Origin of the sequence: Bacillus sp. FSL R5-0709 (assembly GCF_038004785.1) — a bacterium.
Classification (GTDB): domain Bacteria; phylum Bacillota; class Bacilli; order Bacillales; family Bacillaceae_G; genus Bacillus_A; species Bacillus_A mycoides.
Genome location: NZ_JBBORT010000001.1, coordinates 1,010,722 through 1,027,519, shown reverse-complemented (window position 1 = coordinate 1,027,519; position 16,798 = coordinate 1,010,722). Strand labels below are relative to the sequence as shown.

The 16,798-nt window shown below is 35.4% G+C and carries 19 protein-coding genes and 1 pseudogene; 6 read left to right on the top strand and 14 right to left on the bottom strand.

The window, feature by feature from the left end; genetic code table 11:
* Positions 1 to 171 precede the first annotated feature (171 nt).
* The 5 genes from MKX37_RS05230 to MKX37_RS05210 all read right to left on the bottom strand — a co-directional run bounded on the left by MKX37_RS05230 (position 172) and on the right by MKX37_RS05210 (position 7,350).
* A complete protein-coding gene (locus MKX37_RS05230; protein ID WP_002125749.1) occupies positions 172 to 1,149 on the bottom strand; it encodes a ring-cleaving dioxygenase in 978 nt (325 codons plus the stop codon).
* A 456-nt stretch (positions 1,150 to 1,605) separates the two neighbouring features.
* Positions 1,606 to 1,803 (bottom strand): hypothetical protein, encoded by a 198-nt coding sequence (locus tag MKX37_RS05225; RefSeq protein ID WP_002150116.1) that lies wholly within the window; start codon positions 1,801 to 1,803, stop codon positions 1,606 to 1,608.
* 398 nt (positions 1,804 to 2,201) lie between these two features.
* A complete protein-coding gene (gene yhaM, locus MKX37_RS05220) occupies positions 2,202 to 3,146 on the bottom strand; it encodes a 3'-5' exoribonuclease YhaM (protein ID WP_002030183.1) in 945 nt (314 codons plus the stop codon).
* Between the two features lie 41 nt (positions 3,147 to 3,187).
* Positions 3,188 to 6,112: an ATP-binding protein gene (locus MKX37_RS05215; protein WP_078422058.1), complete on the bottom strand. Its 2,925-nt coding sequence runs from the start codon at positions 6,110 to 6,112 to the stop codon at positions 3,188 to 3,190.
* The gene (locus MKX37_RS05210) at positions 6,109 to 7,350 is read right to left on the bottom strand and encodes a metallophosphoesterase family protein (protein WP_003187753.1); all 1,242 of its coding nucleotides are present in this window, start codon (positions 7,348 to 7,350) and stop codon (positions 6,109 to 6,111) included. Before MKX37_RS05210 ends, MKX37_RS05215 begins: the two co-directional genes overlap by 4 nt.
* Positions 7,351 to 7,577: 227 nt before the next feature.
* Between MKX37_RS05210 and MKX37_RS05205 the strand changes: the two genes are divergently transcribed.
* A complete protein-coding gene (locus tag MKX37_RS05205; RefSeq protein WP_000539551.1) occupies positions 7,578 to 7,763 on the top strand; it encodes a YhzD family protein in 186 nt (61 codons plus the stop codon).
* A 27-nt stretch (positions 7,764 to 7,790) separates the two neighbouring features.
* On the opposite strand, the gene MKX37_RS05200 is transcribed toward MKX37_RS05205, so the two are convergent.
* Positions 7,791 to 8,153 carry a hypothetical protein gene (locus tag MKX37_RS05200; RefSeq protein WP_002064091.1) on the bottom strand — a complete coding sequence of 121 codons (363 nt, stop codon included), beginning with the start codon at positions 8,151 to 8,153 and terminating at the stop codon, positions 7,791 to 7,793.
* A 152-nt stretch (positions 8,154 to 8,305) separates the two neighbouring features.
* Between MKX37_RS05200 and MKX37_RS05195 the strand changes: the two genes are divergently transcribed.
* Positions 8,306 to 8,446 (top strand): YflJ family protein, encoded by a 141-nt coding sequence (locus tag MKX37_RS05195; RefSeq protein WP_002186506.1) that lies wholly within the window; start codon positions 8,306 to 8,308, stop codon positions 8,444 to 8,446.
* A 40-nt stretch (positions 8,447 to 8,486) separates the two neighbouring features.
* Here the strand turns inward: MKX37_RS05195 and MKX37_RS05190 are convergent, their stop codons facing one another.
* From MKX37_RS05190 to MKX37_RS05175, 4 genes are all read right to left on the bottom strand, one after another.
* Positions 8,487 to 8,903 carry a hypothetical protein gene (locus MKX37_RS05190; RefSeq protein ID WP_002168977.1) on the bottom strand — a complete coding sequence of 139 codons (417 nt, stop codon included), beginning with the start codon at positions 8,901 to 8,903 and terminating at the stop codon, positions 8,487 to 8,489.
* Positions 8,904 to 9,025: 122 nt separating this feature from the next.
* Positions 9,026 to 9,460 (bottom strand): hypothetical protein, encoded by a 435-nt coding sequence (locus tag MKX37_RS05185; RefSeq protein WP_002186507.1) that lies wholly within the window; start codon positions 9,458 to 9,460, stop codon positions 9,026 to 9,028.
* Between the two features lie 163 nt (positions 9,461 to 9,623).
* Positions 9,624 to 10,268, bottom strand: a complete 645-nt coding sequence (locus tag MKX37_RS05180; protein ID WP_002087211.1) for a response regulator — start codon at positions 10,266 to 10,268, stop codon at positions 9,624 to 9,626.
* The gene (locus MKX37_RS05175) at positions 10,258 to 11,475 is read right to left on the bottom strand and encodes a sensor histidine kinase (protein WP_002168979.1); all 1,218 of its coding nucleotides are present in this window, start codon (positions 11,473 to 11,475) and stop codon (positions 10,258 to 10,260) included. The genes MKX37_RS05180 and MKX37_RS05175 overlap by 11 nt, the downstream gene beginning before the upstream one ends.
* A gap of 136 nt (positions 11,476 to 11,611) precedes the next feature.
* Between MKX37_RS05175 and MKX37_RS05170 the strand changes: the two are divergent.
* From MKX37_RS05170 to MKX37_RS05155, 4 genes and pseudogenes are all read left to right on the top strand, one after another.
* A pseudogene (locus tag MKX37_RS05170) lies at positions 11,612 to 11,793 on the top strand (hypothetical protein).
* A 342-nt stretch (positions 11,794 to 12,135) separates the two neighbouring features.
* Positions 12,136 to 12,816 carry a FadR/GntR family transcriptional regulator gene (locus MKX37_RS05165; RefSeq protein ID WP_002168980.1) on the top strand — a complete coding sequence of 227 codons (681 nt, stop codon included), beginning with the start codon at positions 12,136 to 12,138 and terminating at the stop codon, positions 12,814 to 12,816.
* Positions 12,817 to 12,886: 70 nt separating this feature from the next.
* Positions 12,887 to 14,077: an MFS transporter gene (locus MKX37_RS05160; RefSeq protein ID WP_078422057.1), complete on the top strand. Its 1,191-nt coding sequence runs from the start codon at positions 12,887 to 12,889 to the stop codon at positions 14,075 to 14,077.
* A 55-nt stretch (positions 14,078 to 14,132) separates the two neighbouring features.
* Entirely contained in the window at positions 14,133 to 14,438 is a 306-nt protein-coding gene (locus tag MKX37_RS05155; RefSeq protein WP_002186510.1) for a hypothetical protein, read from the top strand.
* A 630-nt stretch (positions 14,439 to 15,068) separates the two neighbouring features.
* Here the strand turns inward: MKX37_RS05155 and MKX37_RS05150 are convergent.
* The 4 genes from MKX37_RS05150 to MKX37_RS05135 form a co-directional block, all read right to left on the bottom strand.
* A complete protein-coding gene (locus MKX37_RS05150) occupies positions 15,069 to 15,380 on the bottom strand; it encodes a YbjQ family protein (RefSeq protein ID WP_000637510.1) in 312 nt (103 codons plus the stop codon).
* Positions 15,381 to 15,518: 138 nt separating this feature from the next.
* A complete protein-coding gene (locus MKX37_RS05145; RefSeq protein WP_050001266.1) occupies positions 15,519 to 15,722 on the bottom strand; it encodes a DUF4028 family protein in 204 nt (67 codons plus the stop codon).
* A gap of 318 nt (positions 15,723 to 16,040) precedes the next feature.
* On the bottom strand, positions 16,041 to 16,571 hold the full coding sequence (locus tag MKX37_RS05140; RefSeq protein WP_078422056.1) for a general stress protein: 531 nt from the start codon (positions 16,569 to 16,571) through the stop codon (positions 16,041 to 16,043).
* A 36-nt stretch (positions 16,572 to 16,607) separates the two neighbouring features.
* Entirely contained in the window at positions 16,608 to 16,748 is a 141-nt protein-coding gene (locus tag MKX37_RS05135) for a hypothetical protein (RefSeq protein ID WP_002186518.1), read from the bottom strand.
* Positions 16,749 to 16,798 lie beyond the last annotated feature (50 nt).

Below are 16,798 nucleotides of genomic sequence, written 5' to 3'. Positions count from 1 at the left end.
GTATTGAAAAATAATTGTCAGAAAATTTATAATTTAAATAAATTATACCAAATATTTCTATTTAAAAAACTTGAGAAACATTTTTCAGAAAATTTTATAGCCCAAATAAAAAAGCAAGCAATTCCAGCGATTCGCTAAAACTACTTGCTCTTCTACTTATTATTTCTATCTTTACTCTTTAATAAATTCCTTAGTACTTCTCACTGTATCAATCGGACGAACTAATTTTTCGATTTCTTCACGCTTTGGCTCTAAGAACGGAGGTAAAGATAATTTCTCTCCAAGCGTTTCATAAGGCTCATCTCCCATAAAACCAGGGCCATCTGTTGCAAACTCGAATAAAATTTGCGGCGCAACTCTTGCATATAATGACTCAAAGAAGTGACGATTTACATAACCAGATGAAGGGAGTCCAACTCGACTTAGTCGCTCAATCCACTCTTCTAATACAGCGCGATCCTCTACACGGAATGCTGCATGATGCACTGTACCAAAACCTTGTTGCGCTTCTGGAAGAACTGTATTATGTTCTACAATGACTGAGGCACCATTTCCACCTTCGTTTACTTCAAACAAGTAGAATTCTCCTTCTTGAGCAATCTCTTTAAATAATAGAACTTTTTCTAGTACTTCTTTGAAATAACTGAAATTCGCGATACGGATAAATACAGGTCCTAAGCCAGTAATTGCATATTCTAATGGAACTGGCCCGTCTTGCCAAGGTGTACCTGATTCCACCCCTTTATCAAATTCATCTGAGATTAATTGATAGTGTTGATCATCAAAATCAGCGAAAGAAAGAGTTTTCTTACCAAATTGCTCTTTAATTCCTGTATGTTCTACTTCAAGACGGTCAAAACGTTTCACCCAATACTCTAGTGCTGCGTCAGTCGGAACGCGGAATGAAGTTTTTGAAATTTCATTTGTACCGTGTACTCCTTTTGGAACACCTGGGAAGTCAAAGAATGTCATATCTGTTCCTGCACTACCTTTATCATCTGCAAAGAATAAATGATACGTTTGAATATCATCTTGGTTTACTGTTTTTTTAACTAAACGCATTCCTAAAACGTGAGTGAAAAATTCATAGTTCTTTTCTGCACTACTTGTAATTGCTGTAACGTGGTGAATTCCTTTTAATTGGTTCATTTTATATTCCTCCAATAGTTTTAATTTATATTTAACTGTTTTATTTTTGCTCGCTGGTCAACGTAGCATTTGTTTATAAAAGTAATCATTCATTTTACTAGTCAAGTGATAGTTAAAAAAATAATTCACTGTGTAAAACGATTCGTTCGAAAGTAATAATTCCTTTCGTTACTATCACTTTACAACTCAAGTGATTAAAAAGCAAGTAAATTATCTTGAATTCGAGATATTTTTTAATATCTCAGTGTTAGTTTAAAATGCTATATGTTTTGTGGCGTAATTATTTTCATATCTACTGGTAATAAAACCTTTTCACTCGCCAAAATAAATAGCCTACAATCAATGAACTAATCATAGGCTATTAAAATTCTTTAATAGTCAAATATCCTTACAATAAATTGTAATTTTAGCGAATAATTAATATTAGTAATTCTCTGTTTCATTAAATGATTTATTTTATATATTCCAAAAATCACTATTTATATCACTGTTATATTTATAATCAACCTTTTCTTTACCACATTTTTCGCACTTATAAATATTAGCTGTCCCAATCTGCCCTGTTTTAAAATTTTCACTATCCTGAGTTTTAATAAATTTATAATTGTGTATACATCTAGGTTCTCTTACTTTATCCATCCATTTTCCTAGCATAAAGTAATCACTCTCCTTAAAAGAATATTCCTAATACAACTCTATATTTAGAATACTCTACAAAAGATTTTCAATCAACGAACACGTTCTCTTGCCTCCCTTGCATCACATGATATGCAAAAGGGTTGTTTTGTTTAAGATCCGTTTTTTTATTGACAACAGATCCTCATCCATTAGCTTTACACGAGCTAATGGAATATAAATTTGCCGTATGATTTACATCTTTTTCTCTCATTATTTCTTTCCTCATCAAGGAATAAATAATGGTTTTTAAAGCTATTTGCAGTGTCTTCCCTTATCAGGGCAATAAAAGATGGTGTGAAAACTTAATTTCACACCATCTTTTTAAACAATTTTATTGTCATGCCACACTTAATGAGGCCATTCTATTCACAATCTTAATTATGGAACGTCGGCTTATAGAACGAACGATTATCAAGCGCAAAGACACGTTCTGTGTATTCGCCTGGTTTTGTGCGTCCTAATGCGCGGTCCATCATGTTCATTTTTGCATCTAAGTTATCGATGTAGTGCAGAATTTCTGCTTCTTTCACTAATGGTGGTTTTGGGCTACCCCATTCTGCTTTTCCGTGATGGGAAAGGACGATGTGCTGAAGGATTAATACTTCCTCTGCATCGATTTGTAGTTCCTCTGCTGCTTTACCAATTTCGTTCACCATGATAGAAATGTGGCCTAGTAAATTTCCTTCTAACGTATACGTCGTAGAAATTGGTCCAGATAGCTCAAATACTTTACCAAGATCGTGTAAAATAACGCCCGCATATAGTAAGTCTTTATCTAACGATGGGTACAGAGCCGAGATAGCTTTCGCTAAATCTAACATCGATACAACGTGATAAGCTAGTCCAGATACGAACTCGTGATGATTTTTCGTCGCTGCTGGATATTCTAAAAATTCATTTTGATGCTTATTTAACAAATGTCTTGTTAGACGCTGTATGTTCGGGTTTCTCATTTCAAATATGTATTGCGTAATTTTCTCAACCATATCTTCTTTTTTTATTGGAGCTTTTTCTACAAAGTCTGAGATGTCTGTTACTTCATTCTCATTCGCAACACGAATTTGTTTCACACGTAATTGAATACGTCCTTTATAGTTTAGAATATCTCCAGCTACTTTAACGATTGTTTCCGCTACATATTGTTTCTCAACTTCTGGCGATACGTCCCATAGCTTTGCTTCAATATCTCCACTTGGATCTTGTAAGATTACTGTTAAAAACGGCTTGCCATTGCTTGCGAGACCTTTTGTCGCTGTTTTAATTAACAAGAAAACATCGACTTGTTCACCAACTTCATATTCTACAATTTTCTTTTTCATTCGAATTCCTCCACCAAATCAGTTACTTTTAGTATAGCATACTACAACTCATTTTCTTTACGCTTACGTGTTAATTTTATAATCTCATTTTCTGTAAAATACGTTAATAAATGCGCATGGCATGTAAAGAAGATAACTTGTCTATCTTTCGCAATTTCTTTTATAAGTTCAATCGTTCGATTCGTCCTTACCGCGTCAAAATGTACGAAGCTATCATCAATAATAAATGGATAGTCATGCTCAAACGTTTTCGCTAGCGCGAATCGCAATGATAAATATAACTGCTCCGCTGTCGCTTGGCTTAGTTCATGACTGTAAAAACGCATACCATCGTTACGTTCGACAATGAACGGTTCCGCTTCTGACGGTGAGAATATTTTACTATATCTCCCGCCTGTTAAATACACGAAATACTCTTCGGATTTTTGTAAAATACGCGGCAAATGCACTTCATGATAATATTGCTTCGTTTTCGTTAATACTGTCTTTGCGGCCGCATATGCAGCCCACTTCTTCACTTGTTCACGCACTTGCGCTTTTTTCATTTCCCACTCATGTAGCAAATCACCATACGTACTGCCTTCTTCTAAATTCGCAATTTCTATTCGATGCTTCGCAATACGCTCTGTCAGTTCTTTCTCTTGCGCCAGACAGTTTTGCGCGGCTGTGATTTCTTGCTTTAATTTTTCATCATAACCGTCAGCCTCATAATGCTCAGCTAATGACAAACTCGTTAAGCGCTGTTCTAACAAATCAATTTGAGGTAATAAACGCCCCACTTGCTTATCCGCGTCTTCACGTTTCTCTGCCAATTTTCCTGCTTCTAAAAACATCTCTTCATCTGTAGATTCTGCGATATGCCATAACCCATCTCGCTCTACTAGTAGTTGTTTTAATTGCTGCTGCATGAACTCATATTCTTCTTGCCATTCCGCCAGCTTCTCTTTCAGCTGCTTACAAGTTTGACGCTTCTCTTTTTCATTTTGCATACGACTTTGCGCCTCATGCAAATTACTATACTCTTTACTACCGATAACAGTTTCTAGTTTATGCTCAAAGTGCGAAATCATTTCATACAATGAAGATTTCCGCTCGCCTTGTTTATCTAGCTCACGATATAATTGCTGCATTTTTTCAATACGCTCAAACGCTGGCAATATGTGTGCATACGTATAAAATTCAGGGAACATATAGCGCGTTTTATACGCACCTACTTGTTCTCCTATTTGGAAAGTTTCTCTCTCCCATTCTTCATAAGATGAAACGACTTTATCATAAGCACGTTCCATTTGCTGCAACTTATACGACTCACGCTCAAATAGCTTACGAATCTCTTCATCTTTTTCTAACTGATAACGAACAGACATCGCTTCTTCACTTTGTCGTCCGCCAGCACTTTGCTGAAGAGTAAGAAGCTCTTCTTGTAATCCACCCGAAGGATCTTTATATAAAACGAGTGCTAAAACAATCCCTACAAACACAATCACACTAATAAATAACAGCACGCGGTTATCTATAAATAGACTCGTGAATAAAACAAGCGTGTTAATAAGAAGTAACAGAAGACAAATTCTTTGCCACTGTTTTTTCTTTTGCATAGCCGCCCCTGCTTTTTCCTCATACTTGCGCTTCATTCTCTCTGCGCCCATTCCTAAAAATGCCGCATCCTGAAATGATTTTTCTTTCTCAACTAACGTATTTTTTTCTTCATCAGCTAACATTTGCTGGCTGATTTGTCTTATATTTTCTTCTTGCTCTTCTAATTGCTCCTGAGCCGTTTTAAAACGTTCATCTAGTTGTGCTTTTTGCGATTCTAATTCACGCGCCTTTTGCACAGTTTGCATAATTAATTCTTTCGTCGCTAAACTTATATCAAACGAAAGAACAGTCTCTTGTTCAAAAGTAGCGCCAATTTGTTGCTGTAGTTCTGCGATTTCTTCTTTTATATTCGCAATACTTCCCGTCATATCACGCATTTCTTGGCGTGCATTTTCATAAGACATATGCTGCATACGAAGTTCTTCTACGTAACTTTCTTTTTGTAAAAATGCTTCATCTATTTCTGTGGAATCAATTTCTGATTGCACTGTTTCTATCTTTTTTCGAAGTGAATCTACTTGTACTTGGAGCGGTTCTATCTTTGCCTTTACCGCCTCATAGCGCGCCATTCCGTTTACAGGAAACTGCCCGTTCTCGTTTTCTAACACTTTCTCGTGCGTACTCTTTTCAATAACAAGAGGCTCAAGCGCCACTAATATTTCATAGTCTTGCTTTCGTCTTTCGGCTGACTCTTTTTCCGCACGAACAGAAGCAAGTTTCTCTTCACTTTCTTTTAACTGCTCGACTTGTTTTTCATACGTGCCAATTTTCCCTTGCCATTCTTTCATCTTTTCCTCAATTTTCTTCATCTCTTGCAGTGACACGTTAATTTCAGGATTACGACCACTCGGCTTAAAGCGCTGATTCATTTCTTTTTCTAATTTTTTATCTAACTGCAATAACGCATCACTTCCGACTGCGCTGGCCGAAAATAAATAATTGCCGATATCCGCTTCGCCGAGCTGATGAATATTTTGAAGACCATGCATATCAAATGAAAAAACAGAATCAAATAAGCTTTCATTCACACCGCTTAATATATCGTTTAAAATATCTTCGCCGCCAGTTTTCCCGCCTTCAAAATAAACGGTCACCGCGCCTACTGCCGTCTTTGGCAATCGTTCAATTTTCAAACGGCCGTACTTCTCTGTTTGAACAGTCATCGCTCCGCCGTACTTCCCGCCTTCTTTCGGCTCATAACGGCGCTGTCCTCTCGTCGGAAAACCGAATAAAATACTTTTCATAAACGAGCGAATTGTCGATTTCCCCGCTTCATTTTCACCGTACAGTACCGTCAGCATTGACAGATCCATTTCCACATTTTCTAGTTTTCCATAGCCATAAATATGGAGTTTTTCAATTCTCATTTTTTATCCCTCTCTTGCTGGAATAATTGCTCTAAAATAATATTTTCCGCTTCCTTTTGAATCTCTTTCTTCTCTTCTTCCGTAAAAGCTTCAATGCTATTACGCGCTACAGGAGATGTCCAAATGGTGCGCAACACTCCGTCCATATTTGTGAAAGCTTCTAACTCTTTCAGCACACTACCGACGAAATGATTTTCTTCTTTCAAACGTTCAATTTCCGCAAAAGAAACCGTCTCGTTTTTCCACTTCATCGCATATACAAAGTCTTTTCGCTCTTCTCCCGCTGCTAAAATATGAAAAATCTCTTCCACGCGCTTGTCTTCACGCAAATAAGGAGCAAGTGGTCCCTGTCCTGTAAATATGACAGTTAAAAGCGTACCTTCCTCTTCTCTTCTGCATTCATTCATCGCACTTGACGCGCTCGTCATAAGATCATCAACAGTTTCAAGTCCATCAATATTCACTTCTATCTCATCCCACACAACATCCGCCGTATGGAAAAATGAACACTGCGATCCTTGTTTCGTGAGTTCAATAAGGTACGCACCCTTCTCGCCCGTCTCCTTACGATGACGCCCTTGTATATTACCTGGATAAATAATGTACGGCTCTTCTGATAAAATTTCACGTTTATGTATATGGCCAAGAGCCCAATAATCAAACTGCTTTTCCTTCAGCTCACGAATTTGAAACGGTGCATAGCGATTATGCTCTGCATCCCCTTCCACACTTCCGTGAAGCATTCCAATATGAAAAGGCGCATCACTCATTTTCGTATACTGCGCTGTCATATTATCCGTTACCGCTTGCTGCAAATAACTAAACCCATAAATAGAAGCTACAAGCTCACCATCTTTATAAAATGATTTCTCCTCTACATAAGGCTCCGTAAACACATGAACATTTTCCGGAAACTCAATTGCCGCCCAGCTTCCCCCTAAATGATCGTGGTTACCATGAATAATAAAAACGGGAATATCGTACTGCGAAAGTCTCTTCATTTGCTCACGCACAAACACTTGCGCCCTCAAACTTCTCGTCTCCGCATCATACAAATCCCCGGCTAGTAATACGAAATCAACGCGCTCTTGAATCGCTTTATCAACAATACGCTCGAACGATTCAAACGTACTCTGCTTCATTCTCTCCCAAACAGACTGTGGTACATTCATCTCCATCCCTTTAAACGGACTATCCAAATGCAAATCAGCCGCATGTATAAACTTCACTTGTTTCACAAATAACGATCCTTTCTATAGTTCAAAAGTTTCATCTTATCCGCATGAACACAAACAATAAATGCTCAATTGGCGAAAACTAGTAATAAGCAGGAAATAAAAAATCCCCCACTGATTAAAGTTTCACTTTATTGTAACACGCAATGTCATATATTTCTTTGCATATTCTAGTGATTTATGCCAAAATAGTTATAAGATTCTGATTTTTATTATTGGAGGGAATTTTCATGGGAGTATACGTTCTAACAGTCTTTGAAAAAGATGGTTCAAAAGCATTAGACGAATCATTCGAGGCAGCAACTGAAAAAGAAGCGAAAGCAAAAGGTGAATCTATTTTACAAGAAAAAGGATTGTATGAAAAAACACATCGCTGCACATCTTCTGCAGGTAAGCTCGTTTTATTCCAGCGCTAAAAAAAAGAAGCGTCATCCGCTTCTTTTTCACTCTACTATATCTTCGTCACACCACGTAAACACCACATCTAGAATGCGATTACCGATACGTACGCGTTTATTCCATTTACCTGTTTGGATCTGATGTTGCAATTCCGCTTTCATCTTTTCCGTCCAGTCGTGAATCGTGTCACTACGGTCGTACGGATATACGCCCGGAAACTCTTCCTGCAGAAGATGCAAGCTCTCTGCATCAAAATGAAAATGGAAGAAGTAGTTTGCTGTAAGCGATGGTTCTTGCAATCGTAAAAAATGATCATCAACTTGCTTTCTATTTCTATAGAAAGTAAAGATATTCACTTTACCGCTCGTAATTTGGTCAATTTGAATTTCGTGCTTCTCTATAATCACGTCTTGCCCACCTCGTTATATACTACCCTTAGTATATATGTCTTTTGCAACAAAGTTAACCATTTTCGCGCGAAATTCATTTCCTTCATTATATTACCCGTACCTCCAAGTACAATCAGGACAAATAAACAAAGTTGAAGGGGAGCGATCACATGTATTTCGGAAGCAAAGGTTGGTATGTAAAAGAACTTAAAAAATTAGGGATTCGTACTTACGAAGGTAAAAAACTAGAATCTTATCGTACACATATTTTATCTAGTTTACTTGAGAGAATTAAGAAAGCTTCGGCTTAATAGATGTAGGAAGCGACTACGGTTGCTTCCTTTTTATTTACTAAATAAAAAGGAAATCATCATCCCTTAACTTTACCGTTATACTTCCTTGATAGAAACCGCCCATTATCAACTGAATTTCTAGTACCAAATACTCTTCCAGATAATCATTTGTATATATTTTAAATTCTCCATACTTATTAACTCGTCCGCTTCCAACATACATATCACTACTTGTTATGACAATTGTTGAATGGGGTTCTGCACGGCCCAATATACGATTATTACTATAGTCCAAAGCATCCACATTTATTTTTTGATGAATATTATTAACTGAATCTCTACATTTATTTTCACACAAATTAACATTGCTTTCTTCAGCCCTCGATAGCGCTCGATTCCTACTAGTCTTTTCTGAAGAGAAAGCAACATTCCCCAGCCAACTAAACCTATCAAATGTAGTAATAGGTAGAAACATCTACGTTAACTCCCCCATTCTTCCAATACTTCCATCTCATTTTTTATCAACTACGGTCTTTTAATGAACTTACAGCAATACGTTTTATGTTGGGGTAAAAGAAAATAGCTTTGGTTTTCCATTCAATTTCGCACTGTTAATTTGTACAGAACACATAGAATACTGTTTTTCACCCCAGATGTAATGACAACACCACACAAAAGAAACCACGATCCATTAAATGTAAATCCACCTTCAAATATATTAATAATAATTATGTTGCCAATTATTAAGAGAATCCATGAAATGGAATACTGTTTTCCATTTGTAATATATAAAATTTCATCCTCATAACAGACTGTAATTCCCCCACCTTGCCAAACACCAATAGCGAAAGAAATAAGCGTAACTGCCAGTAACTCTGCTTGTAAATCCCTAGTCATTTGTTGCGGCGCCGTATAAGTAATAATCCCTATCATCATGAGAAAAGTTATAATATCTATCCAGTTTAATTTTCTTTGTTTGCTTTGCAGCCAAATAAAGAAAATTAATACAGGAATTAAAAGCAAAGTTTCCATTTAATTATTCTTCTTCCTTTCCTACATTAGAAACGTCTATAATTGTAATGCAATTAGATTGTTCTTAAATCTCTCATACTTTCTGAAGCATAACATGAGAAAGAAATAAAAAAATCGTACAAAAGGGCAAGCCTATAATGTACGATTGGGCATATATAATGTTTTAAAAATGAATTAACTTCCTTTCAATAGATACAGCTACTGCTTCTGACCGTGAATTAACACCTAATTTATTGTATATATTTGTTAAATATGCTTTTACCGTTCGCTCAGCTATTCCCATATCAAATGCAATTTCTTTATTCTTATATCCGCGCGCAATAGCTTTCAGCACAAACAATTCTTTAACCGTTAAGTTATTTTCTGCAACCTTATCAGCATGTACTTCTTTCCTTTTATACTTCACTATCTTTTCCATAATATTTGGTTGTAGTAAAATCTCACCTCGAATAGCCGCTTCCAATGTTCGAAACAAATTCTCTCGATCCGTATCTTTTAGCAAATATCCTTTTGCCCCTAACTCAATTCCCTTTAACATTAATTCATCTTCGTTATAAGTAGTTAATATAATAATCGGCGTATGGTTTTGTTTTTCATTCAAAGCCTCAATTGTTTCTAAACCACTCATTTTAGGCATATTCAAATCCATTAAAATGACATCAGGTTTCTTCTTTTCTATGAAAGAAAGGGCTTCTTCTCCGTTTGCAGCCTCACCTATAATTTGAAATGAATCACTCGTTTCTATTATTAATTTCAGACCTTCTCTTACAACGAAATGATCATCTACAATTAATACGTTATGTTTCATGGCTATCTCCTTCTTTATTTATAGGCACTTGAATATACACTTTCGTACCTTTCATCTTTTCACTCAATATATGTATTTCTCCCTTAATCAATCGAACACGCTCATTTAGACCAATTAAACCATAATGTCCAGGATTCTTACCGATATATCTAGTGTCAAAACCAATTCCATTATCTTCAACTTCAATAGTAAGTTTTTCAAGATCATCGATATATTCAACATTTAAATTTACATCTGCTGCCTGTGAATGTTTTGCGATATTCGTTAAACATTCACTAATTACATATAAGCAGTGCTCTTTTACTACGCTTGAAATATACGGTGGACTTTGGATAGTAAATCTCACATGTATAGACGTAGCTTCAGAAAAACGTTGAATCTCTTCTTTTACTGCTCCATTAAATGAATTAGTAGTATGACGCAAATCATCAATAACCAACCTTGCATCATGTAAAGTTTGTCTCGCTCTTATCATAGTTTGTTTCATAATCTCTTGAGATCGTCCTGTATTCCCTTTTTGCATATGGGCATCTATCGCTTCCAATTGCATAATTAAGCTTGCTAAACCTTGCGCTAACGTATCATGTAAATCTCTTGCCATACGCTGCCTTTCATTAGCTAATGTCAATTCTTCCACTCTCATATATGCAGACTCTAACTCTTGAATATAGCTCTGTATACGATTACGTGCATCAAATTGCTGCTTATTAATATAAGAAAAAGGAATAATAATTGCTAACACTAAAAGAAACATAGAGATAAGAATAGCTAATTTATTCACACCATAATTGATACTAATTGCAGCACAAAATATTGCATACATAAGAGTAAAAACTGCCATTACTTTAAATATATTGTTATAAACATATAAACTTTGGGCGATTAAAATAGGAGTTAATCCAACAAAAATCGCTATCGAAGCATTTGTTGCAATAAACGCAGCCAAAAACACAATGAAAAGTTGTACAAAAAAGAAGTACAACAATTGCCTATTTTTTAATGAACTCGCATACCAATGAAAAATAGTATGAATAACAATGACTATTGTAAAGAAAAAACTATCCATAGAGAAAATATTATTACGAAACTCTAAAAGTACTGAAGCTATATATACGAGTGTAATCCATAAAACAATAAACCTTCTTGGAATAAATACCGCTTCCAATACATTTTTATCCAAATCTATATTTGAATTTATTTTTTTCATATTCGACCTCCACCATTATATTATACAAGATACAGCTTACATTTTGATAAAGTGAAGGCTTTTACATACAGCCCGACTCCCACAAATAGCGGGATAAGTCACTTATTCCTCTTCATCCTCATTACCAAATACAAATATGAATTATTGCATATCGAAATGCATTGATGTTTTTGTAAGCGCTTACTATAATGAATTTATAAAGATTTATTACATCTTACTACTAAAGGAGGCAATCATATGGAAATCGCAATGGCAGTTTTAAACTTTGTAGGTGGAGTAATTCCATTAGTTCAAGAGCTTTTAAAAGCATTCATGTAAGGTTATCATTCAGCAATTATTTATAAGAATTATCATACAAATGATCTGTATATCAAAAACACATTGATACACAGATCATTTGTGTGAGAAAACTTTATACGAGAACTATGTCACCTAGCAGAACAATAATGATACATCTATCTCAAGTTGGAAAAAGACGCTCACAAGGGCGTCTTTTTCTTATATTACTATGTATTCAGGAGAAATCGATTTTTTCAAAATAGATTTTTTATGTCTTATAAACCCTATTGTAGTATCCCAGCTTCAACTACCTAAAAAATAACATTGTCAACCGAACTTAAATTGGTTATTATAAAAGCGAATATAACAGGAGATGAGCAGATGAATATGAACGAAAAGAAATCTTTTTCAAAAGTTTCTCGGCGGAAATTAGTCGATGAAGTGCTAGAACGTCTACAAGAAAAAATCTTTTCTGGCGAGTATGAAGTTGGTGATCGCCTCCCTACAGAGCCGCAATTAATGGAAGAGTTAGGAGTAGGACGTTCAACATTGCGAGAAAGCATAAAGATATTAGTACATGCTGGCATATTAGAAGTTCGACAAGGACAAGGTACTCGTATTGTCTCACTCAATACAACGCAAGATTCATTTGAAAAACGATTGCAAGCAGCTAATATAAATCATGTGTATGAAGCACGAAATATGCTAGATAAAGAAGTAGCGATGTTAGCGGCACAGCGCCGAAGCGACGAGGATCTTTTATACTTAAAAGGACATTTGAATAAAAGAAAACATGCCCTTCAAGAAGGTAATTATGTAGCATACATAGATGCAGACATTCAGTTTCATTTAGCAATTGCAAAGGCGAGCAAAAACGAAGTTCTACTCGATTTGTATCAATCTTTCGTACCTGCCCTTCGCCACATTTTAAGCCAATTCATATTAAATACAGTGGACTATGAAGATAACTCTGACATTCATGAAAAGTTATTCCAAGCTATTTTTAAACAAAATACCGAAGAGGCACGAACATACGCCGTTCAAAATTTGGAGCTGAAATAAGCTCCTTATCTATTACACACAAACATCAGATGATATACTGAATAACATCTGATGTTTAAGAGAGGAGAAAATGAAATTGAAGCATCAAGAACGAACTTATTTGTATATACTAGCACTATTTTTTGTTTCTATTAATTTACGTATCGGAATTACATCTGTTTCACCTGTATTAGAAACAATCCGACAAGACTTAAATATAAGCAATTTTTCCGTTAGCTTTTTAACAGCTATTCCTGTTTTTTGTATGGGGACATTCGCCTTACTGACTGGGAAGGTAATTAGGAAATACGGGGCAGAAAAATCAATTATGGCTTGTCTTATTTTAATCGGCTTTGCAACATGCATGAGAGCTTTTACCTTTTCCATTTCCACATTATTCGCGAGCTCTTTATTTATCGGCATTGGAATTGCACTTGCAGGTCCGTTACTATCAGGTTTTATTAAAGAAAAATTCCCTACGAAAATCGGCTTAATGATTGGAATATATTCAGTAGGCATGGGAACTGGCGCTTCTTTAAGTGCAGGGTTAACGATTCCTTTACAACATGTATTAAAAGACGATTGGAATATGGCACTCGCTTTTTGGGGTGTACTTACTATTATCGCTATTATATTTTGGTATCCGGTTATGAAACGAAAAAAGAATACGAGTACACAAGATAAAAAGAATAATAGTTTACCTTTAAGAAATAAAAAAGCATGGTTGTTCACAATCTTTTTCGGACTACAATCAGGAATCTTTTACTCCATTACGACTTGGCTTGCGCCCGCAAATCAAAATATGGGTGTCAGTAGCGAACAAGCTGGTACTCTCATAACTGTTTTTACAGTTGTTCAAATGATATGCAGCTTTTTAATTCCAACATTAGCGGATATTTATAAAAACCGAGCACTTTGGTTATTAGGGAGTATATGCTTCGTACTCGTAGGTTTATCGCTTATGATTTACCCACTAACTACACCATGGATTCCTTCTATTTTACTAGGTATCGGACTCGGCGGCGTATTCCCACTCGCTCTCATGCTACCGCTATATGAAACAAAAACTTCAGAAGATGCGAGTGCATGGACTGCTATGATGCAGTCAGGAGGATATATTATGGGCGGATTCATTCCTGTCCTAGCAGGAATCGCTCGTGATTATTTTAATAGTTATACGCAAGTTTTTATTATAATGGCACTTTTAAGCTTCATTTTATTCCTATTAACTTTAGTCATGAATAAAAGGAAAAGAAATGCAGAAGATCTTGTCTCCGCTTAAATTCAAAATGTTAATATATGGTATAATTTAATTAAAAACGAAAGGAGCTTCTAACATGTGGTTCATTTCGGCAATCGCGCCTGTTGTAATAGTTGGTGGAATTGTAGTATTTGTAATTAAAAGATTGGAACATAAATATAAGAACGGAAAATTAGGTAAGAAAAAATCTCAAAAAGCTCAACTGTTATTAGATAGTTTCATACCTATGGGAATGCTTGTTGGCTGTATGATCGGTTTGATTTTCGGTATGTTTTTCCCGGACTTCTCCCTGCTTTCAGTTAGTTTAGGGGCCGGAATAGGCTATTTATTTGGTTATTTCGCCTATGAAATTTATAGTAAGACAGGAGATAATTTTTCATAATCCAAAAAGAATAATCAGGACAGTACATAGTAGTCATATACAATATGTACTGTCCTTTATTTTTGCATCAATGCTATCACCTTGCCTTTCACATCCTATACACCTTTTTTATTGATTTTCCTCTCCTCCCTCTTTTGTATATCCGCTTTTTTGTTTTCATTGTAAATTCCTCTTAACCACCTTTAAAGTTATCCATATCACTCATTCTCTCCTTACCCCAAATAACAATTTTATTATTTATCATAAAGTTAACACTCTCGTTAAACATATATAAAGATTGTTGTATTTCTTACTTTTCTCCTTGAAAACAATATATACTACATTTGAAATAAGTGGGTACGTCTGCTTATTATCTAAATTCCCGTGCAATACCCCCTCACGAAATGCTAGGAGCAATCCTAGCATTTTTTACAATAACGTTTTGCTTATTTTAAACATATGTACAGTATAGTTTTTTCAGCTTATCCTTTAAGCGGTTATATCATTTTAGCGAGCCAGTACATTCGCCATCATCTTATTTTTTGTACTTATAATACGCCATCAACTCTTCTTCATTTTAACTTTAATCACGAAACAAAAAAATCCCCTTAAAGCATAAGCTTCAAGGGGTGAGCCTGTATTTTTACTTACTTATATACGTACAGCTGTACCACTTACAGCAACCATTAACATTCCATCACGAACAACTTCGTAATCTACGTCAATACCAACGATAGCGTTCGCACCTTTTTGTTTTGCAAGTTCTTTCATTTCATCCATCGCGATATCACGAGCTTCTTTTAGCTTGCTTTCATAAGAACCAGCACGGCCACCGACAACATCACGAACGGAAGCAAATAAATCACGAACAATATTTGCACCCATAATAGCTTCACCATTTACAATATCAATATACTCAATAATTTCTTTACCTTGGATTCCAGACGTTGTTGTTACAATCATGACTGACACGCTCCTAATAACTTATAGTTTTTTGATTAGCTTTCTTATGTCTTTATTATGACATGGAAAAAGTATCTAATCTATTGAATTACCTTACATGAATGTGACAATTTTGTAAGGATGAAACGCGTATTATTTTTAATAAGGCGCTTTAACATTAGGATATATAAACGATTTTCTATTTTCTTTCCAGTCCTTTTCTACTTCTTTAAAGGTTGGTCGTCCTAATTCTTCATTGTTTTCATGTTTACTAAACCATTTCTTCACATACTTCTCTCCATTTTTATTTTGAACCGTACAAAGGAAACTATTACTACTATCCTTTACTATTTTTACAATCACGAAAAGACACCTCTTTCCTTTTCAATAAAGTGAAACTTTAATCAGTGGGGGTTTTGTTCATCCCCCACTGATTATTAGTTGAACCAATCGGGCTTTTACGGGCAGCCCGACCCCCACTTAACTTCTTTGCTTTCACTAAATTTTGAGGTGGGGGTCTTACTGCCCACAAATAGCGGGGTAACAGAATAGAACTTGATCTTTTACTATAAGCCCTTCCTCTCTTATAGTCATACGACTCCTCGGCCGCGCCAAAGTTGTAAGATCAAAAACGATATTCACTATGTTTACATTTTGCATAATTGATATGTGAAGTAAATATTATTTAAAGAAATCGGAGTTATAAGCATTATGCTTATCAAATATTTTATAGATTTCTAACTTATCATCTAATTTTGCATCTACTAAAATTAATATATTTCCATCGTAAATGTATTCTTCATATTTCTTAGCATGTTCTTCGGGAATTCCTAATCCGATAAATGCTCCTATTAAACTTCCAGCTCCTCCGCCAATACCGGCTCCTTCAATAGCTGCTGCGATAGGTCCCGCTGCTACGATTGGACCCATTCCAGAAACAGCAAGTATACCAAGACCTGTTAATAAACCACCGAGTCCGCCTGCTACTCCTCCTGCCACAAACCCTGTCGCTGAAAAGATATCCGCTTTATGTGCCGTTTCACTATTCACTTTTTCACCCGATTTTTCTTCCAGATGTTCAATTTCCTTTTGATCCTTCGCAATAGCTGAAATGTTACCCGCCGAGTATCCTTTATCTTTTAATTCATTAATAACGAATGCCGCATCATCAATTGTTCTAAAAATACCTACTATTTTTCTATCTACATCCATAACTATTAACCTCCTAAAGTTTTATATAATGTATCTTTATCTTTCTTCATTTCTGTATACACTAACCTTCTTATTAACATAACCATTTACGAAAAAAGCGAATAGTAAAAGCATTACAAGCGAACTACTTAACAAGTAAATTAAATCAAATGTAATATCAACCATCATTTCATTCATGTATACCAGACTCCTTTTTATTTAAAGTAAAATTATATTTTGATAGACTA